Origin of the sequence: Sulfuricella sp., assembly GCF_035531155.1 — a bacterium.
GTDB lineage: Bacteria > Pseudomonadota > Gammaproteobacteria > Burkholderiales > Sulfuricellaceae > Sulfuricella.
Window position 1 is genome coordinate 139897 of record NZ_DATKTK010000042.1, and the last position, 22736, is coordinate 162632.

Annotated in this window: 22 protein-coding genes; 5 read left to right on the forward strand and 17 right to left on the reverse strand. The window is 61.2% G+C overall.

Going from position 1 to position 22736, the window contains the following annotated elements:
• Positions 1 to 2: 2 nt before the first annotated feature.
• Positions 3 to 1043, reverse strand: coding sequence for a quinone-dependent dihydroorotate dehydrogenase (locus VMV64_RS08850; protein WP_325329595.1), 1041 nt, complete (start codon positions 1041 to 1043; stop codon positions 3 to 5).
• Positions 1044 to 1256: 213 nt separating this feature from the next.
• Here VMV64_RS08850 and VMV64_RS08855 point away from each other — a divergent pair, with 213 nt between their 5' ends.
• Positions 1257 to 1907, forward strand: a complete 651-nt coding sequence (locus VMV64_RS08855) for a hypothetical protein (protein WP_325329596.1) — start codon at positions 1257 to 1259, stop codon at positions 1905 to 1907.
• A gap of 98 nt (positions 1908 to 2005) precedes the next feature.
• Here the strand turns inward: VMV64_RS08855 and VMV64_RS08860 are convergent, their stop codons facing one another.
• The 10 genes from VMV64_RS08860 to VMV64_RS08905 all read right to left on the reverse strand — a co-directional run bounded on the left by VMV64_RS08860 (position 2006) and on the right by VMV64_RS08905 (position 10648).
• Complete coding sequence (locus VMV64_RS08860; protein WP_325329597.1) at positions 2006 to 2296, reverse strand: RnfH family protein; 291 nt, start codon at positions 2294 to 2296, stop codon at positions 2006 to 2008.
• 10 nt (positions 2297 to 2306) lie between these two features.
• On the reverse strand, positions 2307 to 2984 hold the full coding sequence (locus tag VMV64_RS08865) for an electron transport complex subunit E (protein WP_325329598.1): 678 nt from the start codon (positions 2982 to 2984) through the stop codon (positions 2307 to 2309).
• The gene (gene rsxG / locus VMV64_RS08870; RefSeq protein WP_325329599.1) at positions 2984 to 3583 is read right to left on the reverse strand and encodes an electron transport complex subunit RsxG; all 600 of its coding nucleotides are present in this window, start codon (positions 3581 to 3583) and stop codon (positions 2984 to 2986) included. The genes VMV64_RS08865 and rsxG overlap by 1 nt, the downstream gene beginning before the upstream one ends.
• 106 nt (positions 3584 to 3689) lie before the next feature.
• Positions 3690 to 4769, reverse strand: a complete 1080-nt coding sequence (locus VMV64_RS08875) for an RnfABCDGE type electron transport complex subunit D (RefSeq protein ID WP_325329600.1) — start codon at positions 4767 to 4769, stop codon at positions 3690 to 3692.
• A complete protein-coding gene (gene rsxC / locus VMV64_RS08880; protein WP_325329601.1) occupies positions 4766 to 6253 on the reverse strand; it encodes an electron transport complex subunit RsxC in 1488 nt (495 codons plus the stop codon). Before rsxC ends, VMV64_RS08875 begins: the two co-directional genes overlap by 4 nt.
• A gap of 181 nt (positions 6254 to 6434) precedes the next feature.
• Complete coding sequence (locus tag VMV64_RS08885; protein WP_325329602.1) at positions 6435 to 6974, reverse strand: RnfABCDGE type electron transport complex subunit B; 540 nt, start codon at positions 6972 to 6974, stop codon at positions 6435 to 6437.
• A gap of 10 nt (positions 6975 to 6984) precedes the next feature.
• Positions 6985 to 7566 (reverse strand): electron transport complex subunit RsxA, encoded by a 582-nt coding sequence (gene rsxA, locus VMV64_RS08890; protein ID WP_325329603.1) that lies wholly within the window; start codon positions 7564 to 7566, stop codon positions 6985 to 6987.
• Complete coding sequence (locus VMV64_RS08895) at positions 7563 to 8087, reverse strand: SoxR reducing system RseC family protein (RefSeq protein ID WP_325329604.1); 525 nt, start codon at positions 8085 to 8087, stop codon at positions 7563 to 7565. Before VMV64_RS08895 ends, rsxA begins: the two co-directional genes overlap by 4 nt.
• Before the next feature lie 8 nt (positions 8088 to 8095).
• Positions 8096 to 9094, reverse strand: a complete 999-nt coding sequence (locus VMV64_RS08900; protein ID WP_325329605.1) for an FAD:protein FMN transferase — start codon at positions 9092 to 9094, stop codon at positions 8096 to 8098.
• Between the two features lie 177 nt (positions 9095 to 9271).
• Entirely contained in the window at positions 9272 to 10648 is a 1377-nt protein-coding gene (locus VMV64_RS08905) for a phosphomannomutase/phosphoglucomutase (RefSeq protein ID WP_325329606.1), read from the reverse strand.
• Positions 10649 to 10768: 120 nt separating this feature from the next.
• Here VMV64_RS08905 and hemN point away from each other — a divergent pair, with 120 nt between their 5' ends.
• Positions 10769 to 12139 carry an oxygen-independent coproporphyrinogen III oxidase gene (gene hemN / locus VMV64_RS08910; RefSeq protein WP_325329607.1) on the forward strand — a complete coding sequence of 457 codons (1371 nt, stop codon included), beginning with the start codon at positions 10769 to 10771 and terminating at the stop codon, positions 12137 to 12139.
• Between the two features lie 146 nt (positions 12140 to 12285).
• Here hemN and waaF read toward each other — a convergent pair whose 3' ends face one another.
• From waaF to glnE, 4 genes are all read right to left on the reverse strand, one after another.
• Positions 12286 to 13299, reverse strand: a complete 1014-nt coding sequence (gene waaF, locus VMV64_RS08915; protein WP_325329608.1) for a lipopolysaccharide heptosyltransferase II — start codon at positions 13297 to 13299, stop codon at positions 12286 to 12288.
• 104 nt (positions 13300 to 13403) lie between these two features.
• The gene (locus VMV64_RS08920; RefSeq protein WP_325329609.1) at positions 13404 to 13601 is read right to left on the reverse strand and encodes a zinc-finger domain-containing protein; all 198 of its coding nucleotides are present in this window, start codon (positions 13599 to 13601) and stop codon (positions 13404 to 13406) included.
• A 10-nt stretch (positions 13602 to 13611) separates the two neighbouring features.
• Positions 13612 to 14532: a branched-chain amino acid transaminase gene (locus VMV64_RS08925; RefSeq protein WP_325329610.1), complete on the reverse strand. Its 921-nt coding sequence runs from the start codon at positions 14530 to 14532 to the stop codon at positions 13612 to 13614.
• A 65-nt stretch (positions 14533 to 14597) separates the two neighbouring features.
• Positions 14598 to 17297: a bifunctional [glutamate--ammonia ligase]-adenylyl-L-tyrosine phosphorylase/[glutamate--ammonia-ligase] adenylyltransferase gene (gene glnE / locus VMV64_RS08930; protein ID WP_325329611.1), complete on the reverse strand. Its 2700-nt coding sequence runs from the start codon at positions 17295 to 17297 to the stop codon at positions 14598 to 14600.
• 162 nt (positions 17298 to 17459) lie between these two features.
• On the opposite strand from glnE, the gene acs reads away from it, so the two are divergent.
• Positions 17460 to 19427, forward strand: coding sequence for an acetate--CoA ligase (gene acs, locus VMV64_RS08935; RefSeq protein WP_325329612.1), 1968 nt, complete (start codon positions 17460 to 17462; stop codon positions 19425 to 19427).
• Positions 19428 to 19529: 102 nt separating this feature from the next.
• Here the strand turns inward: acs and VMV64_RS08940 are convergent, their stop codons facing one another.
• Together VMV64_RS08940 and VMV64_RS08945 are read right to left on the reverse strand one after the other, a co-directional pair.
• Positions 19530 to 20504 (reverse strand): integron integrase, encoded by a 975-nt coding sequence (locus tag VMV64_RS08940; RefSeq protein ID WP_325329613.1) that lies wholly within the window; start codon positions 20502 to 20504, stop codon positions 19530 to 19532.
• 298 nt (positions 20505 to 20802) lie between these two features.
• Positions 20803 to 20991, reverse strand: a complete 189-nt coding sequence (locus tag VMV64_RS08945) for a Trm112 family protein (RefSeq protein WP_325329614.1) — start codon at positions 20989 to 20991, stop codon at positions 20803 to 20805.
• A 246-nt stretch (positions 20992 to 21237) separates the two neighbouring features.
• Here VMV64_RS08945 and VMV64_RS08950 point away from each other — a divergent pair, with 246 nt between their 5' ends.
• Together VMV64_RS08950 and VMV64_RS08955 are read left to right on the forward strand one after the other, a co-directional pair.
• A complete protein-coding gene (locus tag VMV64_RS08950) occupies positions 21238 to 21825 on the forward strand; it encodes a M15 family metallopeptidase (RefSeq protein ID WP_325329615.1) in 588 nt (195 codons plus the stop codon).
• A 2-nt stretch (positions 21826 to 21827) separates the two neighbouring features.
• Complete coding sequence (locus VMV64_RS08955) at positions 21828 to 22547, forward strand: class I SAM-dependent methyltransferase (RefSeq protein WP_325329616.1); 720 nt, start codon at positions 21828 to 21830, stop codon at positions 22545 to 22547.
• Positions 22548 to 22736: the final 189 nt, after the last annotated feature.

Sequence of the window (22736 nt, forward strand, 5' to 3'; positions counted from 1 at the left end):
GCTCACATCAACTTGCCGGGCATGCGCGCAGCATTGTCGATTTCCGTGACGCATTCCGCAATCAGTTCCGGGCCGCGGTAGATAAAGCCGGAGTAGAACTGCACCAGGCTGGCGCCAAGCTGAATCTTTTCTGCGGCATCGAGCCCGCTCATGATGCCGCCAACCCCGATAATCGGGATTTTTCCCTGCAGGGCGATGGAGAGCTGCTTGATCACCGCGTTGGATTTCCGGCGCACCGGTGCTCCGGAGAGACCGCCGGTTTCCTCGGCGTGCGGCAGGCCTTCCACGCCTTCGCGGCCGATGGTGGTATTGGTGGCAATCACGCCGTCGATCTGATATTTGAGCAGCAGGTCGGCAATCGTGATGATCTGCTCGGTGTCGAGGTCGGGCGCGATTTTGAGCGCCAGCGGCACGACCTTGCCGTGTTGCTCGGCGAGCACCTTCTGTTCGGCCTTCAGCGCGGCAAGCAGATTTTCCAGCTCGTTCGACTGCTGCAACTGGCGCAGGTTCTTGGTGTTGGGCGACGAAATGTTGACAGCGACGTAGCTGGCGTAGGGGTAGACCTTGCGCAAACAGATCAGGTAATCGTCAACGGCCTTTTCGATCGGGGTGTCGAAGTTCTTGCCGATGTTGATGCCAAGGATGCCCTGGTAGCGGCTGCGTTTGACGCTGCTGACCAGATAGTCGACCCCCTTGTTGTTGAAGCCCATGCGGTTGATGATCGCTTCCGCCTTCGGCAGCCGGAACAGGCGCGGCTTGGGGTTGCCGGGCTGGGGGCGGGGCGTGACCGTGCCGATCTCGATGAAGCCGAAGCCGAGCGCGCCGAGCGCGTCGATGTAGTCGCCGTTCTTGTCCAGCCCGGCGGCCAGACCGACCGGGTTGGGGAAGGTCAACCCCATTACGGTGCGGGGCGTTGTTTTGATGCGCGGCGCGAGCAGGCACAGCAGGCCCAGCCGGTGGGCATCCCTGATTGCGCGCATGCCGAGGCCGTGGGCGGTTTCGGCGTCGAGGCTGAAAAATATGGAGCGGATGAATGAGTACATGCGGGTATTTTACCTCCTAACCTGCAACAAGGGGCAAGCAAGACGCTAGAATGGGTTGGGTAAGGATACTGCAAGGAGAAGGCGATGTTGAAGAAGCTGATAGTGATGCTGTTGCTATCGATGCTGGCCACGGCAGCGCTGGCGGATTATCCGCTCAGTATCATCCCGCTCAAGCACCGCTCCGCCGAGTAGCTGATCCCAGTGATCCGTCCCATGCTGGGCCCGGGGGAAAGCGTTGGCGGCGGGCAATACCAGCTGTTCGTACGCGCTTCTGACAAGGGTCTGCGCGACATTGAACGGCTATTGGCCGAACTCGACCGGGCGCGGAAAAACCTGAGAATCACTTTGCAGCAGGACGTCGCCCGCAGTGGCGGCTGCTCATCCCAATGTGTGTCAGGTGTAGGAAGGGCGGGGGACGTGCGCATTATCCTGCCGGGGAATGCCTCTTCCGACAACAGCGCCCTGGTGATCGGCGGCGGGCAGGAAGACAGCCTGCGCTACCGAATTACCCGCAGCGCCGGGTCGACTCAGGATAACACCAGCCAGTTCATCAACGTGCTGGAAGGCGCGCCCGCCTTCATCCGTGTCACCTACGGGCAGGACACGCAGTTTCTCAACGTCACCACCGGCTTCGATGTTCTGCCGCACCTCAACGGCGACCGGGTGGAACTGGAAATCGCGTCGCGCTTGTCGTTCGTCGGCAACCAGGGCATTCAGGATGTGCGCTTTCAGGATTTTTCCACCACTGTGAGCGCCAGGCTGGGGGAATGGGTGGAGCTGGGCAGGAAAACGCCAGCCGCGATGAAGTCAGCCGCGCTATTCTGGAGACGGCTTCGGCCCAGTCGGGGGAGCAGCGGGTGGTGAGGCTGAGAATGGAAGAGAGCAGCAGGTAGCTTGTCCTGCCGCATCTTGTGAGACGAGTGGTTTCATCGCACTGGCTGTCCAGGCAACAGCTCTCAAGTTCAGCCTTCCGACGCTTCTTCCTCACCCTCGGTTTTGGCCTTGCGCCGTACCGTTTTCGGGTCGCACGTGATGGGGCGGTAGATTTCGACCCGGTCGCCGTCCGCGAGCGTGGCGTCGAGCTTGGCGAGCTTGCCGAAGATGCCGACTTTCTGCTGTTCCAGGTCGATTTCGGGAAACTGCTGGCGGATGCCCGAACGCTCGATGGCGTCCACTATGGTGGCGCCATCGGGCACTTCGACGGTAAGCCAGGCTTGGCGGCTAGTGCTGGCGTAGGCGATGCCGATTTTCATGGTTTCTTCCTTACGCGGCGACGCTGTGAGCGCCGCCCATCTGGATGGCTTTGCCGGCGCGCAGGTCGATCATGCGCTTGGCCACCACCAGGAAGCCGGTGACCAGGAAGCCGCCCGGCGGCAGGATCATCATCAGTACGCCCATGTCCGCCGGCATCAGGCGCATTTCCATGACCTTGAAGGCCGGACCCATGAGCAGCGAGGCGTCGGCAAACAGGGTGCCCGCTCCGAAAATCTCGCGCACCGCGCCGATGGCGGTGAGCGCAAAGGTGAAGCCGATGCCCATGAACAGGCCGTCGAGGAACGACGGCAGCACCGGCTCCTTGGCGGCGAAGGACTCCAGGCGGGCGAGCGGCAGGCAGTTGGAGACGATGAGCGGGATGAACAGGCCCAGCACCTTGTACAGCTCGTGCATCCAGGCGTTCATGCACAGGTCCACCAGCGTCACCATGGCGGCGACGATCAGGATGTAGACCGGGATGCGCACTTCCTGCGTGATCTGGTTGCGGAAGGTGGCCACCAGCAGGCTGGAAGCGGCCATCACCACCGCCGTCGCCAGCCCCATGCCGAGGCCGTTGGTGGCGGTAGTGGTCATGGCCATCGTCGGGCACATGCCGAGCAGCATGCTGAATACGCCGTTGTTGTCCCACAGGCCGTCGCGGGCGATGGTTTTGTATTGAGTTGCCATTAGTTTACCTCCGTCATTTGCGCCTTATGGGCGGCGAAGAATGCGAGTCCCTCATGGACGGCCTTGACTACGCCGCGCGGAGTGATGGTGGCGCCGGCGAACTGGTCGAACTGGCCGCCGTCCTTCTTCACTTTCCACTTCTCCGGCAGCGGGTTGCTGAGCGAAAGGCCGGTGAAGCGCAAAATCCAGTCGCCTTTCTTTTCCTCGATCTTGTCGCCCAGGCCCGGCGTCTCGTGATGCGCCAGCACGCGCACGCCGAGGATGTTGCCGGCGGCATCCACGCCCATCATCAACTTGATCGCGCCGGCATAGCCCGAGCCTTGGATTTCGTAGGCCACGCCGGCCACCTTGCCGTCCTTGCGGGCGAGGTAGACGGTGATCTCCTTGCCACTGGCGTCTTTCATGGCGAGAGTATCAGCCACCAGATTGTTGTCGTGGATGCGGTCGGGGATCACCTGCGCGAGCGAGTTCTGCCGGTCTTCCAGGGCACGCGCGGCGATGTCCGCGGCGGTGAGCTTGTCGGTGACGGCGAGCAGCAGCCCGAAGCCCAAGCAGAAGGCGCCCAGGATGAGGCCGTGAGTGTAAGTGCGGGTTGTCATTTCGCCCCCTCTTCAGCGGTATGGTAAATGACGCTTTCTGTATGTCGGGGGCCGAAGCCAATCGCGGTCGGTCGCATCCCGGCTGCGCCGTGAACCTGCTTCCTGCTCATGTCTTCTCCTGCGCCAGCGGCAGCGGTTCGCCCTTGAGGGTGCGGCCGAAGGCGCGCGGACGGGTGTATTGGTCGATGATCGGGGTGAGCGAATTCATCAGCAGCACGGCGAAGGCCATGCCCTCGGGATAGCCGGCGTAGGTGCGGATGGTCCAGGTGAGCAGGCCGCAGCCGATGCCGAACACCAGCTGGCCCTTCCTGGAGACCGGCGAAGTGACGTAATCGGTGCAGATGAAGAAGGCGCCGAGGAAAGTGGCGCCCGACATCAAGTGGAACAGGCCATCGGTATAGCGTGCCGGATCGATGGCGTGGAACAGCGTGCCCATCAGGAACAGCGCGCCCATCACGCCGAGCGGAATGTGCCAGGAGATGATGCGCCGCGCCATCAGGAACAGGCCGCCGGCCAGGATCAGCACCGCCGAGGTCTCGCCCATGCTGCCGGCGCGCGTGCCTAGCGCCAGGTCCATCAGGTCGGGCACGTGCGCCATCGACTGCATGACCGGGATGCCGCGCGACAGCTCGGTCTTGACGTAGCCCAGCGCGGAGGCCGCGCTCACAGAATCAGGCAGCTGGCCGCCGAAGGTGATGGCGATGGCGTCGGCCAGGCCGGGTGCATGGGCCGAGAACAGCGGGTGCGGCATCACCCAGGCGGTCATCACCAGCGGGAACGACACCAGCAGGGCGACGCGCGCCACCATGGCGGGGTTGAACATATTCTGGCCGATGCCGCCGAAGGTGTGCTTGGCGAGGCCGATGGCGAATACCGCGCCGAGCACGCCAGTCCACCACGGCGCCCAGGGCGGCAGGCTCATCGCCAGCAGCCAGCCGGTGAGCGCGGCCGAGTAGTCGGAAAGCGCCGCTTTCATCGGCTGGCCGGCCAGCGCCAGGCAGATGGCCTCGGCCGCCACGCAGGAGCCGACGGTGACGGTGAACAGCAGGATCGCCGGCCAGCCGAACAGGTAAAGGTTGTAGGCGGTGGCCGGCATGAGCGCCAGCAGCACCGTGAACATGGTTTTTTGAACGCTGCTGACCTGGTGGGTAAACGGCCCGCTCTGGTTGATGGCTAGGAGGGTCATGCGGGGGTCTCGTCCTTTTCTTTGGCAGCTTCTTTGGCGGCGGCTGCCGCGGCTGCCTGGGCTTTCTTGGCGGCCAGAGCGGCGGCTTTGTCCGCGGCAGCTTTTTCCACGCGCAGGGTGTGCGCCTCAGCCAGAATCCGGGTCTGGTCGTTCTTGCGCCGTTCGCGCTCCTGGGCGTTGATCATGCCCTTGGCGTAGTTGAAATAGTGCACCAGCGGAATGTGCGACGGGCAGATCCACGAGCAGCTGCCGCACGAGACGCAGTCCATCACGCCCAGCCTTGCGGCGACCTCGAAATTGTCCTTGCGGATGAAGGCGGCCATTTCCACCGGCACCAGGCCGCACGGGCAGATCGTCACGCAGCTGCCGCAGCGGATGCAGGCGCTGGCCGGCTGCTGGTTGATCTCTCCGGCGGTGAGCGCCAGGATGCCCGACATGCCCTTGACCACCGGCACGTCCAGGCCGGGCAGGGGCTGGCCCATCATCGGCCCGCCGTTGACCAGGGTCGCAGGTTCGCTAGCGAAGCCGCCGCAGAAGGCGATCAGGTCAGCTACCCGGGTGCCGATCGGCGCCTCGATATTGTTCGGTTCGCGCACCGCGCCGCCACTCACCGTCACCACGCGGGAGAGGAGCGGGCGGCCGAAGCGCACGGCATGGTGCACGGCGCGGGCGGTGGCGACGTTGTGCACCACCACGCCGATGTCGGCGGTGAGCTTCTTCGCCGGCGTTTCGCGCCCGGTGATGGCCTGCACCAGATGGCGCTCGGAGCCCATCGGATACTGTACCGGCACGCCCGCGACCTGAATATCAGAAAAGGCTGCGGCGATCCGGGTCATGGCCTCGATCGCCTGGGGCTTGTTCTGTTCGATGGCGATTACCACCCTGGGCACGCCCAGCGCATGGGCCATGATGCGCGCGCCGTCGATGATCTCGTCGGCGTGCTCGCGCATTACCCGGTCGTCGCAGGTCAGGTAGGGTTCGCATTCGGCGCCGTTGAGCAGCAGGATTTCCAGCTTCTTCTGGGTGCCGAGGCTCAGTTTGATTGCCGAGGGGAAGGCTGCGCCGCCCATGCCGACGATGCCCGAAGCGGCGACGCGCTCGTTGATGGTGTAGGTGTCCGCGGCAAAGGGGTCGGCGATGGGTTCGGGGAGTTCGGCCCATTCGTCCTTGCCGTCGGGTTCGAGGATGATGGTGGTCTGCGCCAGCCCGGAGGGGTGGGGCGCGGAGATTGCGGTGATGGCCTGGATGCGGCCCGAGGTAGGCGCGTGCTGGGGAGCCGACACCGCGCCGCTGCTACGTGCGATCATCTGCCCTTTTTTGACCAAGTCGCCCTCGTTCACCAGCACTTCGGCCGGCGCGCCAATGTGCTGCTGCAGGGGAATGTAGAGTTCGGCCGGCAGGGGCAGGGCGACGATGGCCTTCTCACTGCTCAGTTCCTTGCGGTAGTCGGGATGGATGCCGCCGCGGATGGGGAAAAGCTTCATCTTCAATCTGCTCCTTTAACCTAACGGCAATTGCTTAACCGCAGAGGCGCGGAGACGCAGAGAAAGGAATGGGTAACAACAATTTTCTGCCTCTCCAAATGGGTGAGGTCGTGCAATGCTATAACTCATTGTTTTTCCTCGGCGCCTCTGCGTCTCTGCGGTTCAGTTGAGTTTTTAATGTTTAATGCACGGCATGCTGGGCTTCAGGCTTGGGCCAGTGCCAGCTGCCTAGCGTCACCGGGATCGGGCGCATTTCGATCGCGTCGGTGGGGCATACCTTGACGCATTTGGCGCAGCCGTGGCAGACATCGGCGATCACCGAATGCATCAGCTTGTTGGCGCCCATGATGGCGTCCACCGAGCATTCCTTGATGCAGCGCGTGCAGCCGATGCAGAGTTCCTCGATGATGACGGCGTATTCCGGCCCTTTTTCCTCGTGCTCGGACAGGTCGGCGGTGAAGCCCAGCCTTTTCGCCAGCGCTTCGGCTACCGCTCGGCCGCCGGGCGGGCACAGGGTTACCGGCGCCTCGCCCCGCGCCAAGGCCGCGGCTGCTTGGCCGCAGCCGACATAGCCGCACTGGCCGCATTGCGAACCCGGCAGCATGGCTTTCAATTCCTCCTCCAGCGGGTTTTCCTCCACCGCGAGGAAACGAGCCGCCGCGCCGAGTACGCCGCCCAGGACGACGCCCATTATGGTGAGACTGCCAACCGCGATCAACATAGTCAGATCCTCAATTCGTACTCATGCCGGAAAAACCCATGAACGCCAGCGCTAATAGGCCGGCGACGATAAAGCCGATCGGCGGGCCGGCGAACAGGCGCGGTACTTCGGCCAGCGCCAGCCGTTCGCGCAGCCCGGCGAAAATCACCATCACCAGGCTGTAGCCGATCGATGAAGCGAAAGCGAACAGCGTGGCGCCGATGAAGCTCATCCTGCCTTCCACCAGCAGCAGCGCGACGCCCAGCACGGCGCAGTTGGTGGTGATCAGCGGCAGGTAGATGCCCAGCATCTGGAACAGCGGCGGCGACACCTTCTTCACCGTCAGCTCGGTGAACTGCACGGCGGCGGCGATCACCAGGATGAAGGTCACCGTGCGCAAATAACCCAGGCCGAAGGGTTGTAGCAGATAGGCCTCGACCGCCCAGTCCGCCATCGACGAAACGGTGATGACGAAGGTGGTCGCCAGCCCCATGCCGACGGCGGTGTCGACGCGGGTGGTGACGCCCATGAACGAGCACAGGCCGAGGAAGCGGGCCAATATGACGTTGTTGACCAGCGCCGCGCTGACCATCAATAAAATGTATTCCTTCATTTTCCGGCCTCGGGCTTAATCAATGTGACAGGGTGGCAAACGATGGCCGCATCGGCGCGGCGCAGAAAACGGGGTGCGAGCTCGCCCCGTGTGGACAGGCGGCTGGCGCCCAGCCGTGCCAGCCCCAGGCCAAGCAGCAGGCCGCCGGCCATGGCGGCCATGGTGATGCCGTCGCGGCCTTCGGCCCACTGTGCCAATGTGCCGGCAATCAGCGCGGTGGCCAGCGGAATGGCATAGGCGGTGAGCGAGGCCTTGACCAGCGCGTTCTCGCGGATGCCTACCACCACGCGTTCGCCGACGGCGAGTCCGGCCTGGTTTTCGAGAGAAAAGCGGCGCGCTTCGAGCCGGCTGGCCGTGGTGCCGATGCCCTTGGCACCGCAGGCCGACGACGAGGCGCAACTGCCGCAGCTGGTGGTCTGCTCGGGTTCCAGCCAGGCCATGGTGCCTTCCACCGCGACAACGTGGGCGATGCCCTCGACCATGGCGGGAGCGCTAAAATCCGGCGAATTTTCTTCAATCACGCCCAATGTTAGGCTTCCACTGTGGACACCACGCCCTCGGGCGTGACGTAGAGGGCCTTGGTGCCACCTGCGGCCCGGAGTATGGCTAGTCGGCGCTCGGCCGGTGCCATCAGCATGGCGGTGGAAAGGCCGTCGGCGACGGTGCCGGTCTTTGCCACTACCGAGACCCCTATCAGCGCGGGTGCGGTGCGGCCGGTGCGGGTGTCGATCAGGTGGGTGAAGGCGCCGGCGGGGTCGAACAGGGTGCCATAGCCTCCCGAGGTGGATACGCACTGGTCCACCACTTCCAGCGTGGCCACCGTGCTGCTCGGGTCGGCGGGATTGGCGATGCCGATGCGCCAGGCCGAGCCGTCAGGCTTGGTCGATAAGGCGCGCGGCTCGCCCATGTCCACCAGCATGCGCTCGAAGCCGTGGGCGCGCAGCACGTCGGCGACCCGGTCGGTGATATAGCCCTGGGCGCCGCTGTTGAGCGTCAGGCCCATGCCGGGGTGCGCGAAGGCGATACGCCGGCGATCCGCGTCCACCTCGACGGCGCGCCAGTCCACCAGGGAGAGGGCAGCGGCAAGGTCGCGCTGAGCCGGCCCGGCGGGGTCGGGGTTTGAGCCGGTGAAATGGCGGAAATAGGTTTGCCACAGCGGCTGCACGGTGGGGTCGTAGGCGCCGTCGCTGATCTTGGCTAGCGACAGGGCGTGCGTCAGCAGGGCGATGAAGTCGGCCGGCGCATTCTCCAGCACGCCGTCGCGGTTGAGCGCAGAGATGGCACTGTCGGCGCGGTAGACGCTGAAAACCGCCTCAAGCCGCTTCAATTCGTCCAGCCCGGCAGCGATGGCTGCGTGCGCCCGTGCCTCGTCGGTGTGGTAAAGCTGGATGGAAGCCGGCGCTCCCAGCGCGGTGCCCTCCCAGCGCACCGGCCTGGCCTGGGAAATCCCTGCCTTCAGCAGCAGCGGCAGGCCGACAGCAGCGGCGGCGATGGTGATGAAGCGGCGGCGAGACAAGACGACAGACATAATGTGCGACCTCGACAAAATAACCTTGTGGTTTTTACGATGCAAATAGTTCTATGTTATATCTCTTATATAAGAGCAAGAAAATGGGGTAAGGGTTGGGCGTAATGTTACGCTGTGCGCGTTCTGTCTGACAAGATTTTGCTATTAGTAGATGCGAAATATTCGGGTCCATGGGCTTCAGAAAGGCAACTGCGCATTCGGTGCCGCCGCTAGCAGCACAGTCCGAAATTCCTCCTGAATCCGCTTCAGTGCCGCCTGGTTATCCGCCTCGAAACGCAGCACGATCACCGGCGTGGTGTTGGACGGCCGCATCAAACCGAAGCCGTCGGCATATTCGACGCGCAGGCCGTCGAGGGTGATGACTTCCGTTGCATCCGGGAATTTGGCTTCTTTTTGCAGCTTGTCGATCAGGGCGTAGTGCGCGCCTTCTTCCATTTTGATCTGAAGTTCCGGGGTGTTCACGGTGTCCGGCAGGCCGTGCAGGGTGGCGTTGATGTCAGCCTGTTTGCTGAGGAATTCGAGCATCCGCGCGCCGGCATAGAGACCGTCGTCGAAGCCGTACCAGCGCTCCTTGAAGAAGATGTGACCGCTCATCTCTCCGGCCAGCAGGGCGCCGGTTTCCTTCATCTTGGCTTTGATGAAGGAGTGGCCGGTCTTCCACAGCAGCGGTTTGCCGCCGTGCTCGCGGATCCAGGAGAACAGGTTGCGGGTGGATTTGACGTCGAAGATGATTTCCGCGCCGGGGTTGCGCGCGAGCACGTCCTGCGCGAACAGCATCAGCTGGCGGTCGGGGAAGATGATCCGGCCGTCCTTGGTGACCACGCCCAGGCGGTCGCCGTCGCCGTCGAAGGCGAAGCCGATTTCGGCATCGCTGGTCTTGAGGCGGGCGATCAGGTCGCGCAGGTTCTCGGGGACCGAGGGGTCGGGGTGGTGGTTGGGGAAGGTGCCGTCCACTTCGCAGAACATTTCTTCAACTTCGCAGCCCATGTCGCGGTAGAGCTTGGGCGCGAATGCACCGGGCACGCCGTTGCCGCAGTCGACGATGATCTTCATCTTACGCGCCAGCTTGACGTCGGAGGTAATGCGGTTGAGATATTCGTCGGCGATGTCGTGGCTGCTGTAGCTGCCGCTGCCGTTGACCAGGTCGCCCTGTTCCAGCCGAATCCGCAGCGCCTGGATCGCGTCGCCGGACAGGGTGTCGCCGCCCAGCACCATTTTCAGGCCGTTGTAGTCGGGCGGGTTGTGGCTGCCGGTGACCATCACCGCGGAGTCGGTCTTGAGCTGGTAGGCGGCGAAGTAGGTCATCGGGGTGGCGACCATGCCGAGGTCGATCACGTCGATGCCGGCTTTCTGGATGCCGCGCGCCAGCGCTGCGGCCAAATCCGGCCCGGACAGGCGTCCGTCGCGGCCGATGGCGATGGCGGTCTGCTTGCGCGCGACGGCTTCGGAGCCGATGGCGTGGCCGATGGCCTCGACGATTTCGGAGGTCAGCGTTTTATCGACGATGCCGCGGATGTCATAGGCTTTGAAGATTTCCTTGGGTAGACCGGTCAAGATGATGCCCTTTAGTGTGTGTGGTTTTGCCTTGATTATCGCGGTTTTCGGTCGTTTTTTCCACCCGCTTTCAAGCCGGAGTATAATCGTCGCCTCACCTATTCTGAAAAGTACGTAACCATGCAACTCGCCGCATCTCTACTGGAAAAATACAGCAAGGCCGGACCACGTTACACTTCTTATCCGACCGCACCCTATTTCACCGAGGCTTTCGGCGAGAAGGAATGGCTGGAAGAAATCAAGCAGACCCAGGACAAGGGGCGCGACCTTTCGCTGTACGTGCACATCCCGTTCTGCGACACGCTGTGCTACTACTGCGGCTGCAACATGGTGGCGACGAAGAAATATGGCCGCGCTACCGAATACCTGGACTACCTGTTCCAGGAAATCGACCGGGTCGCGGCGCTGACCAATCCCGGCCGGGTGGCGCGCCAACTGCACTGGGGCGGCGGCACGCCGACCTATCTGCATCCTGACGACATCCGCCGCCTGTTTGCCCATATCGCCAGCCGCTTCACCATCGCCGCCGATGCCGAGACCGGCTGCGAGGTGGATCCGCGCGAGCTTAGCCGCGAGCATGTGAAGGCGCTGAAAGAATCGGGATTCAACCGCATCAGCCTGGGCGTGCAGGACCTCGACGACACCGTGCAGCGGGCGGTCAACCGGGTGCAGCCGGAAAGCCTGATCCGTGAAGTGTACGGCTGGATGCGCGAGGAAGGTTTCGACAGCGTCAACATGGACCTGATGGTGGGCCTGCCGCACCAGACGGTGGAAACCTATCGCGAAACGCTGGACAAGATTATCGACATGGGGCCGGACCGGCTGGCGGTATTCAATTACGCCCATGTGCCATGGATGAAGAAGCATCAGAAGCTGATTGTCGAATCCGATCTGCCCAGCCTGCAGGTCCGCCTCGCGCTGCAGCAGCTGATATTGGACAAGCTCGGCGCGGCAGGCTACGTCTACATCGGCATGGATCATTTCGCCAAGCCCGACGACGAAATCGTCCAGGCGCAGCAAAGCAAGACCCTGTACCGCAACTTCCAGGGCTACACCACCCACAAGAACTGCGATATCTATGCCTTCGGCGCTTCCTCCATCAGTCAGACCGAGGATGTGTTCGTGCAGAACGTGAAAAAGCTGTCCGACTACTACCGGCTGGTCGGTGAGGGCCGGCTGCCGACGGAGCGCGGCCTGCGCGTCACGAATGAGGACAAGCTGCGGCGCGATGCCATCACCCGCATCATGTGCGATCTGGAGCTCGACAAGGCATTGTTCGGGCGTGCCTGGGGGATCGATTTCGACAGCTATTTCGCCGATGCCCTGGCGGAGCTGAAGGAGATGGAAGCGGACGGACTGGTTGCCCTGTCGCCGGAAAAGGTCACGGTGACCCAACCCGGCCGCTTCTTCCTGCGCAACATCGCGATGCCGTTCGACGCCTATCTCAAGCAGCAATCGGCTGAAAAACCGCGTTTCTCCAAGACCTTATAATAAATCTGAAAAAAGCTTTTAACCACGAATTTACACGAATGTTCACGAATAAACACGAATAGAACTAGGGTGGTCGCGTTGATTTTATTCGTGACAATTCGTGTTTATTCGTGTCATTCGTGGTGAATTGCCGTTTTTGGATAAATTCATCCCGGCAAGGCTGCTACGATTTCCTCGAACACCCGCTGCGGTGTGAGCTTCATCATGCAGTCGAAGTGACCGAGCGGGCAGACCCGCTTGAAGCAGGGGCTGCAGGGCAGGTTTAGGCTGACGATCCGGGCCTGGTCCGACAGTGGCGGGGTGAAGCCGGGGCTGGACGAGCCGAACAGTGCGATCACCGGCTTGTCGAGCGCGGCGGCAATGTGCATCAGGCCGGAATCGTTGACCACGGCGAGGTTCGCGGCGGCAAGCAGATCGATGGCCTGGGCCAGGTCGGTTTGGCCGCACAGGTTGCGGGCCGCCCCATTGCTCGATCTCTCGATTTCTGCGCCGATTTCCGTGTCCTTGTGGGAGCCCAGCAGCCAGATTTCATGGCCCGCATCCGCCAGCATCCGCGCCAGCTCGGAGAAATGCGACGCCGGCCAGCGCTTGGCCGGGCCGTATTCGGCGCCGACGCAGAATGCGATAACTGGTTTTTTCGGAGCGAGGCCGAGTTTGTTGAGGGTGACCTGGATGCGTGCTTTGTCCGCCGTCAGGCGCGGGTTCTCCACCGGGCGGCGCAGCGGGGTGCCGGGATATTCGGCCAGGGCGGCGAAGCGCTCCACCATCAGGGGGAGTGCCTGTTTGTCCAAGCGGCGCATGTCGTTGACCAGGCCAAAGCGCATTTCGCCCTTGAAGCCGGTGCGCAGCGAAATGCCCGCAAAGAAAGGAATCAGTGCCGATTTAAGCGAATTGGGCAGGATGATGGCGTGATCATAGTGATCCTGCCGCAGCGCGCGCCCCAGTTTCCAGCGCAGCTTGAGGCTGAGCTCGCCATGGGCCAGCGGATTGATGACGACGCGCCGGATTTCCGGCATGCGCTCCAGCACCGGCGCTACCCATGCCGGTGCGAAGACGTCGATCACGGCACTGGGATAGCGTTCCCGCAGATGTCGTAACAGGGGCTGTGCCATTACGGCGTCGCCGACCCAGGAGGGGGCGATGATGAGAATTTTCGGCATCTTCTTAACGAATGAACCGCAGAGGCGCAGAGACGCAGAGCGAAAAAAGCTTCAAGATTTTCTCAGCGTCTCTGCGTCTCTGCGCCTCTGCGGTGAAGAGGGTGTTAATGATGCCCCTTGGGCAGCTCGCCCTTCAACTTGTACAGGGTGCCGCAGTAGGGACACAGCGCTTCGCCGGTTTTTTCTATCGGCAGGAACACCCGCGGGTGGCTGTTCCACAACGACATCGCCGGTGTTGGGCAGTGTAGCGGCAGATCGGCTGCTGTCACTTCGTAATAACGTGCCTTGAATTCGTGTGGCATCGATCGCTCCTTAAATCAGGGTCAGCCAATCCTGATGGTTGGCTGCCTTGCCGGTGACGCAGTCGAAAAACATGGTCTGCAATTGGGTCGTGACCGGGCCACGCCTGGCTTCGCCGATGGTGCGATTGTCCAGCTCGCGGATTGGCGTGACTTCAGCCGCGGTGCCGGTGAAGAAGGCTTCATCGGCACAATACATTTCGTCGCGGGTGATGCGTTTTTCGATCACCGGGATGCCCAGTTCGCCGGCGAATTCGATGATCGAGGCGCGGGTGATGCCTTCCAGGCAGGAGGTCAGGTCGGGCGTGTACAGCTTGCCGTTCTTGACGATGAAGATGTTTTCGCCGGAGCCTTCCGCCACATAGCCGTCCACATCCAGCAGCAGGGCTTCGTCGTAGCCGTCGTGCGCCGCTTCCTGGTGGGCGAGGATGGAGTTGGTGTAGGCGGATACCGACTTGGCGCGGCACATGTTGACGTTGACGTGGTGGCGGGTGAACGACGAGATTTTTACGCGGATGCCCTTCTCCAGCGCTTCCGCGCCGAGATAGGTGCCCCACGACCAAGCGGCCACGGCGATATGGGTGGAGAGCGTGGTCGCTGAGATGCCCATGGCTTCCGAACCGTAAAACACGATCGGGCGGATGTAGCCGGATTCGAGCTTGTTGCCGCGCACCACATCTAGCTGGGCCTGCATCAGTGTGGCTTTGTCCCAAGGCATTTTCATGCCGAAGATGTGTGCCGAGGCGAATAGTCGGTCGGTATGCTCCTTGAGCCGGAAAATGGCCGTGCCCTTATCGGTCTTGTAGGCGCGCACGCCTTCGAATACGCCCATGCCATAGTGCAGGGTGTGGGTGAGGACGTGGGTGGTGGCGTCGCGCCAGTTCACCATCTTGCCGTCGTACCAGATCAGGCCGTCGCGGTCGGACATAGACATGCTCATTTACTCCAAATCTTAAAGAATTGTCGGGAATCGGCCAATTGTAGCGCATTTTGCCGAGTTTAAGGAGCAAACACCGCCTGCCACAGCCGCTTGACGGCTTCCGCGTTTTCTTCCACCTGCGCCGGGTCGATGCGGGCATGGGTGCCGCCCTGTAGCCGCAGCTGATGTTGGAGCAGGCGGTATTCGCGGTAAGTGTCGCGCACCTGCTCCGCCAGTTCCGGGGGAATCAGCTTGAACTCGCCGGCGATCCGGAGTAGCGCGAGGTTGCCGGCGTTTCGCGTCAGTTCGGGATGGCGGTGGGCAAAGTTCAGCACCAGATACTGCACGATAAACTCGACGTCGATGATGCCGCCGCGATTATGTTTGATGTCGAACAGGCCGCTAGTGTTGGGGTGCGCATCCAGCATCTTTTGCCGCATCTTGAGCACTTCTTCGCGCAGGGTCGCGTCGTCTCGCTCCTGCCGCAGCACCTCAATGCGGATGCGCTCGAAGGCCGCGCCGACACCGGTGTCGCCGGCGCAGAAGCGGGCGCGGGTCAGTGCCTGGTGCTCCCACACCCAGGCCTGCTTCTTCTGGTAGCTCTCGAACGCTTCGATCGAGCTGACCAGCAGGCCGCTGGCGCCGTTGGGGCGTAGCCTCAGGTCGGTTTCGTAAAGGATGCCGGCCGGCGTCATGCTGGAAATCCAGCTGTTGATGCGCTGCGCCAGTTTGGCATAGATCTCGGCGGCGTCCGGAGAATCGTCGTCGTAGAGAAAGATGATGTCGAGGTCGGAGGCGTAGCCCAGTTCCTTGCCGCCCAGCTTGCCGTAGGCGATGACGGCGAAGCGCGGTGTTTCGCGGTGTTTGACGCGTAGCCCGGCCCAGGCGAGGCGCAAGGTTTCGTCCAGGATCAGGTCGGCCAGGTCGGAGAGCTGGTCGGACAGGATTTCCAGCGGCAGCGCCCCGGCCAGATCCTGCGCGACCAGGCGGAATGTTTGTGCCTGCTTGAAGTGGCGCATGCTGTCCATCTGTCGCTCGGTGTCGCCTTCAGCCGCGTGCAGCAGCCCTTTTAGTTCGTTCCGGAGTTCCTCCCGGTTGTACTTGGCGTAAAGCTCGCGGGTGTCGAGCAGTTCATCCAGCAAAACCGGGTGCTGGGTGAGGTAATCCGATACCCAGGGGCTGGCGCTACACAGCTTGGCCACCTGGTTGAGGGTCTGCGGATATTCCAGCAGCAGGGCGAGGTAGGTGCCGCGCCGGCTGATGTTTTCCACCAGATGGAGAATGCGCTCCAGGGTTTCGTCCGGGTTGGAAAAGTTGCAGGCCACCTGGATCAGCGGCGGCAGGAGAGCGTCGAAGCGGGCGCGGCTCTCGGTCGGCAGCTGGTTGTAGCGGCTGCCCTCGCGGATGCGCTTGAGCCGCTGCCAGGCTTCGGCGGGATGGCGGTAGCCCTGTTCGGCGAGAAGCGACACGGCTTCCTCTTCGGCCGGCGCTCCCTGCCACAGCGCCGCCAGAGGGTGGCTGTCCTGCGCGCTTTGAGGCGCAGCGAAGACTTGCTCGAAATGGCGCTCCACCTTGCTGCGGTGGCAGTCGAGTGCGTGCAGGAATTCGGGCCAATCGGCGTAGCCCATCGCGGCGGCGATGATCTGCCGGTCGGCGTCGTTGGCCGGCAGGGTCTGCGTCTGGGCGTCCTCCAGGTATTGCAGGCGGTGCTCCAGGTTGCGCAGGAAGAAGTAGGCGTTGCGCAGCTCGGTCACGGTCTGTGCCGGCAGCAGCTTGCGCTGTTCGATCAGGTCGAGCGCCATCAGGGTGGAGCGGGTCTGCAGGTCGGTTTCCTTGCCGCCGCGGATGAGCTGGAACACCTGGGCAATGAACTCGATTTCGCGGATGCCGCCCGGCCCCAGTTTGATATTATCCTGCATGTCGCGCCGGTTCACTTCCTGGCGGATCTGGGTGTGCAGGCCGCGCATCGATGCAAAGGCGCCGAAATCGAGGTATTTGCGGAACACGAATGGCCGCAGGATGTCGGCCAGTTCCTGGTACAGGCTGCCAGTGAGAGGCCGCCCCTTGATCCAGGCGTAGCGCTCCCATTCCCGGCCCTGGGTGAGGTAGTAGTTTTCCAGCATGGAAAAGCTGCCGACCAGCGGTCCGGAGTCGCCATAGGGCCGAAGCCGCATGTCGACGCGGAAGACGAAGCCGTCCGCCGTGTTTTCGTTGAGGGCGCTGATCAGCTTTTTGCCGAGCAGGGCGAAGTATTCATGGTTGCTGGTTTTGCGCGGCCCGGTGGTTTCGCCTTCTTCAGGATAGGCGAAGATCAGGTCGATGTCCGATGAGACGTTGAGCTCGCCGCCGCCGAGCTTGCCCATGCCGACCACCACCAAGTCCTGTTCTGTGCCGCTTTCTTCCCCGATAGGAGGTCCGTATTGGCTGCGCAGCCAGCTGTCGATCCGGGAGAGGGCGAAGCGAGTGGTGACTTCGGCCAGCAGGGTGGCGGTGCGCATGACTTCGCGCAGGTCGGCCAGTCCGGCGAGGTCGCGCACGATCAGACGCAGCATCACCTGCTTGCGCAAAACGCGCAGGGCTTTCTTCAGAGCGGTTTCATCGTCGATCGCGCAGCCGTCGAGAACGGCCTGCATCGCCGCCGCATCCCAGGGAATGAACAGGGTCTCGCGCAGCCGGTTGAGCGTGGCCGGGTCGCTTTCCGTCAGGCGCCGGGCATAGCGGCTCAGGCCGAGCGCCGTCGCGATAAGTTGTTCAGGCGGGTTTTGCATGGAAATATCCATCTTGGTATTATGAAATGTAAAAGTTAACTTATCTATAAGTTTGGATTTGTGGGCTTTGCGTTGATAAAAATCAATCTTGTTTGGCTTGCATCAATCAGTAAAAGCGATATCATCAGTTCTATAACCTAACCGCATCGTATCAAAAAACTTCGAGGAGAAAACATGTCGTCAATCGAATCAGTCATGACCGAAACCAGGGTGTTCGAGCCGACCGAGGCATTCAAGGCCCAAGCCAACGTCAAGGGGATGGAAGGCTATCGGGCACTGTGCGAACAGGCTGACAATGATTATGAAGGTTTCTGGGCCGGGCTGGCAAAAGAACTGCTGGTGTGGAAGAAATCCTTCACCAAAGTGCTGGACGAGAGCAACGCACCGTTCTACAAATGGTTCGACGACGGCGAAATGAACGTTTCCTACAACTGCCTGGACAAGCATCTCGCCACCCAGCCCGGCAAGACCGCGATCATCTTCGAGGCGGACGACGGCAAGGTCACCAAGATCTCCTATAAGGATCTCTACCACCGCGTCTGCCAGTTCGCCAACGGCCTCAAGGCACTGGGCGCGAAGAAGGGCGACCGCGTCATCATCTACCTGCCGATGAGCATCGAGGCGGTGGTGGCGATGCAGGCCTGCGCCCGCATCGGCGCGATTCACTCGGTGGTGTTCGGCGGCTTCTCCGCCAAGAGCCTGCACGAGCGCATCACCGACGCCACCGCCAACCTGGTCATCACCGCCGACGGCCAGTTCCGCGGCGGCAAGGCGATGGCGCTCAAGCCCGCAGTGGACGAGGCGCTCGCCATGGGCGGCTGCGACTGCGTGAAGAAGGTGGTGGTGTACCAGCGCACCGCCGCCGAAACGGCGTGGGATGCACAGCGCGACGTATGGTGGCACGATGCCGTCAAGGGCCAGGCCGACACCTGCGAGCCGGAGTGGGTGAATGCCGAGCATCCGCTGTTCATTCTTTACACTTCCGGTTCCACCGGCAAGCCCAAGGGTGTGCAGCATTCTTCCGCCGGCTTCCTGCTCCACGCCATCAACACCATGCGCTGGACTTTCGATTACAAGGACAGCGACGTGTTCTGGTGCACCGCCGACGTCGGCTGGATCACCGGCCACACCTACGTCACCTACGGCCCGCTGGCGATCGGCGCCACCGAGCTGATGTTCGAGGGCGTGCCGACCTACCCGGATGCCGGCCGCTTCTGGAAGATGATCCAAGATCACAAGGTCACCACCTTCTACACCGCGCCGACCGCGATTCGTTCCCTGATCAAACTCGGCGCCGATCTGCCCAAGCAGTACGACCTCTCCTCCCTGCGCCTGCTCGGCACCGTGGGCGAGCCGATCAATCCTGAGGCGTGGATGTGGTATTACAACACCGTCGGCCAGACCCGCTGCCCGGTCGTCGATACCTGGTGGCAGACCGAAACCGGCGGCCACATGATTACCCCGCTGCCCGGCGTGCACGGCCTCAAGCCCGGTTCCTGCACCATGGCCCTGCCCGGTATCATGGCCGCGATCGTCGACGAAGCCGGTCACGACGTGGAGAAGGGCAAGGGCGGCTTCCTCGTCATCAAGCGCCCCTGGCCCTCGATGATCCGCACCATCTACGGCGACCCTGACCGTTACAAGAAGAGCTACTACCCGGAAGACCTGGGAGGCAAGTATTACCTCGCCGGCGACGGCGCCAACTGCGACCTGGACGGTTATTTCTGGATCATGGGCCGGATCGACGACGTGCTCAACGTGTCCGGCCACCGCCTCGGCACGATGGAAATCGAATCCGCCCTGGTGGCCAACCCTCTCGTCGCCGAAGCGGCTGTAGTCGGCAAGCCGCACGATATCAAGGGCGAAGCGGTGGTGGCCTACGTCGTGCTGAAAGGCCACCGCCCCGAAGGCGAAGCCGCGAAGAAGATCGTCGCCGACCTGCGCGAATGGGTGGCCAAAGAGATCGGCCCGATCGCCAAGCCCGACGAAATCCGTTTCGGCGACAACCTGCCCAAGACCCGCTCCGGCAAGATCATGCGGCGGTTGCTGCGCGCCTTGGCGAAGGGCGAGGAAATTACCCAGGACGTGTCCACGCTGGAAAACCCGGCGATCCTGGAGCAGTTGAAAGAGGTCGTGCAGTAGCTTTTCTGCTGCGTGGCATGACCATGACCGCAGGGGTGCCGAAAGGGTGCTTCTGTGGTCATTATTTTGATGGGGTGTGGCGCTATGGCCTTAATTTGCTAATCACAGCATATCCAGCGGACTTTGCACGCCCTTGCCGCCGCGATTCAAAACATGGGTGTAGATCATCGTCGTCTGCACGTCTTTATGCCCCAGCAACTCCTGCACGGTGCGGATATCGTAGCCGCTTTGCAATAAATGGGTCGCAAATGAATGGCGAAAAGTGTGCGGCGTAACCGGTTTGGCGATGCTGGCCTGCTGCGCCGCGCGTTTAACCGCGCGCTGCAGGGATTTCTCATCCACATGATGGCGTCGTGTCACGCCGGAACGCGGGTCGACCGACAGACTGCGTGATGGAAACACATATTGCCACCCCCATTCTTTCGCCGCATTGGGGTATTTTTTCTCCAGCGCATAAGGCAGATAAACCGCACCATAGCCCTCCGCCACATCCTCGTCATGCAGCGCCCGAACCCGCGCCAGATGCGCTTGCAATGGCGCAATCGAACTTTCCGGCAGCATGGTTACGCGATCCTTGAAACCTTTGCCCTCGCGCACCGTCACCTGGCGCATCTCGAAATCCACATCTTTCACCCGCAGCCGCACACACTCCATCAGCCGCAAGCCACCTCCGTACAGCAAACTCGCCATCAACCACAACGTCCCATCCAAACGGTTCAGCACCGACTTGACCTCACTCACCGTCAACACCACCGGCAAGCGTTGCGGAGTTTTTGCCTGCGTCACATTGTCCAGCCACGGCAACTCTAGCGCCAACACCTCGCGATAAAGAAACAGCAGAGCGCTCTTCGCCTGATTTTGAGTCGAAGCTGCCACCTTGCCCGCCACCGCCAGATGTGACAAAAACGCCTCCACCTCCGGCGCACCCATCTGCGCCGGATGGGTCTTGTGGTGGAATAAAATGTAGCGTTTAATCCAATCCAGATAAACCCTCTCGGTGCGGATGCTATAGTGCTTCATGCGCAACACGGCTTGCACTTGATCGAGTAATTTCGGCGGGTTTGCAGGGATCGGCATAGTGGGGTGTTAAAAACCGGTTAATGTACTGATAATAATCGGGTTGCCTTGATTTTAAATTAAGTTTAGAGTTATTGCCATGTTTATAAACCAACCCGATAAAATATTTAGTGTTTTATTGGGGGCTACTTTACGTTGGGGGATGAGATGACAGACGATCCAGATGAACTCAAGTATGAACAGGCTATCAGCCAGAAGGACCCGGCAATAGCCATTGCCGCTATCGAAGAGATAGAGGTCCATCTCCGGTACGGCATTCCAAGCCTTAAGTTGTTGGGGTGGATCATCATCATTTTGCTCACTCTGATTCTGTGGCGTATTTGGTAGAAGATGAAATGTTTCCGATAGGGGTTACGAAATCCCCATGCTCCGGGCAATACATCCGCTGTCCTTCCTCGTCAATTTCGAGGCCGTCTTTGCATACCGGACAGGCCAAAATGATCCCCCTGTTTATTTTTTCCATCGCTTCCTGAAAGGTCATGGTCATGTCGCAATCCTTTAAGTGTCAAAAGTGCGGGTCCGAAGTTCCCGCGAAAGACTACAAACACCACGAAGTAACCGGAGACATGTATTACGTTTGTCCGTCATGCAAGGCAAAGAACAAAGTAATCAAGCTTCCAACACCTCAAGGCGCTCCAATTCAATTCACGCCGGTCGGCATCATTGAGTAAAACCCCCAACCCGGCGTTCAACCGGATCGCGCGATAAAGCCGCGCTCCCGGTTAACTCTACGTTGGGCATCTTGATCGCCATGAATCCACGCCTTGTTTCTCTGAACGCTGCACTTGGAATTTCAAGTGAATTGATAGCGGCTCGTGGTCTGCGCGTCTGTGAAGAGGCAAACAGCCTTGAAGTTGCAGAAGTTGGAGCGGACGGAAGAGATCATCTGCTTATAGCCGCCGCTGCGGAAGCTTGGCGCAATCTCAAGACAGCAGCCCACGATGATGGGGTCTCGCTGTTCATTGTCTCGGCCTTCCGTAGCATCGACCGCCAAACCGAGATTGTTCGCCGAAAGATCGAAGCCGGAACGGCTGTTGAAGAAGTTCTCACCGTATGCGCTCCACCTGGCTTCAGCGAACACCATACCGGGCGTGCTATCGACCTAACAACTCCCGGTAGCCGTGCGCTTGAAGTCGAGTTCGACCAAACGACTGCGTTTGCTTGGCTTAATGCGCGCGCTGCCGAATTTGGCTACTATCTTTCTTATCCCGTTGGCAATTACTGTGGTTACCAATATGAACCGTGGCATTGGTGTTTTAACGATGCCCAACCCATCATTCAAGCGGGACGCGCTAAAGCGCGCCCCTTAATTCCACGTTAGACATGACTATGCCCCAAGCTACCGAACAATTTGATGTGTCATCGCACTTCGACGATAGCCTTGCGGCAAAGTACGACCGCAGGATTCGTCTGTTCTGTCCGAGCTACGATGCCTTGCACCAGATGATTGTGCCTTGGCTCCAAAGCCTGCCAGAACAATCGGCGTTTCTTTCCGCAGGGGCAGGTACGGGAGCCGAAATAATCACCCTTGGCAAGAGCTTTCCATCTTGGCGTTTCGTCGCTGTCGATGTTTCACCCGACATGCTCAGCGCTTGTCAGCGCCGAGCAACCGAAGCTGGAATGGCAAACCGGGTCGCCTTCTTTAACGGTCGGCTGCAAGAGTATCTATCGCCCGCCCCGTTTGATGCTGCGTCCTCTGTCTTCGTATCCCACTTCATCAAGGGTCGAGATGAGAAGCTTGCCTATTTCCGCTCCATTGCCGCCAACTTGAAACCCGGAGGCCTGTTTATCCTCGCTGATCTTTTCGGTGACAGAGGCTCGTCAGAGTTTGAGCAGCTTTTGAACGCTTGGATTTTGTCTTATGCCGCCCACGGTGTTACCGCCGAAGAACTGGCCCAAGACCGCGCGCACGTCGAGAGAGACGTAGCCTTTATCCCCGAGAGTGAGTTGGTTGCGCTGCTACGTGAGGCAGGATTCTCCACCCCTGTTCGGTTCTACCAAACCTTCTTGTTCGGCGGTTGGGTGTCCACGAAAAATGTCTAACCCTGCGCTCAAGCGGGACTGCGCAAAAGCGCGCAGCCCCTTAGCTCCACGTTGGGCGTCTTGGTGGGCGTCCGCACCACAAAAGGAGCAGGAATGAAAAAAGCCATTGCGGTAGTTATGGTTCTCGCGGCGTCACTTCTTGCCGGCTGCGCCACGACTGAATACAAAGCCTATGAAGGAAAAGGCAAT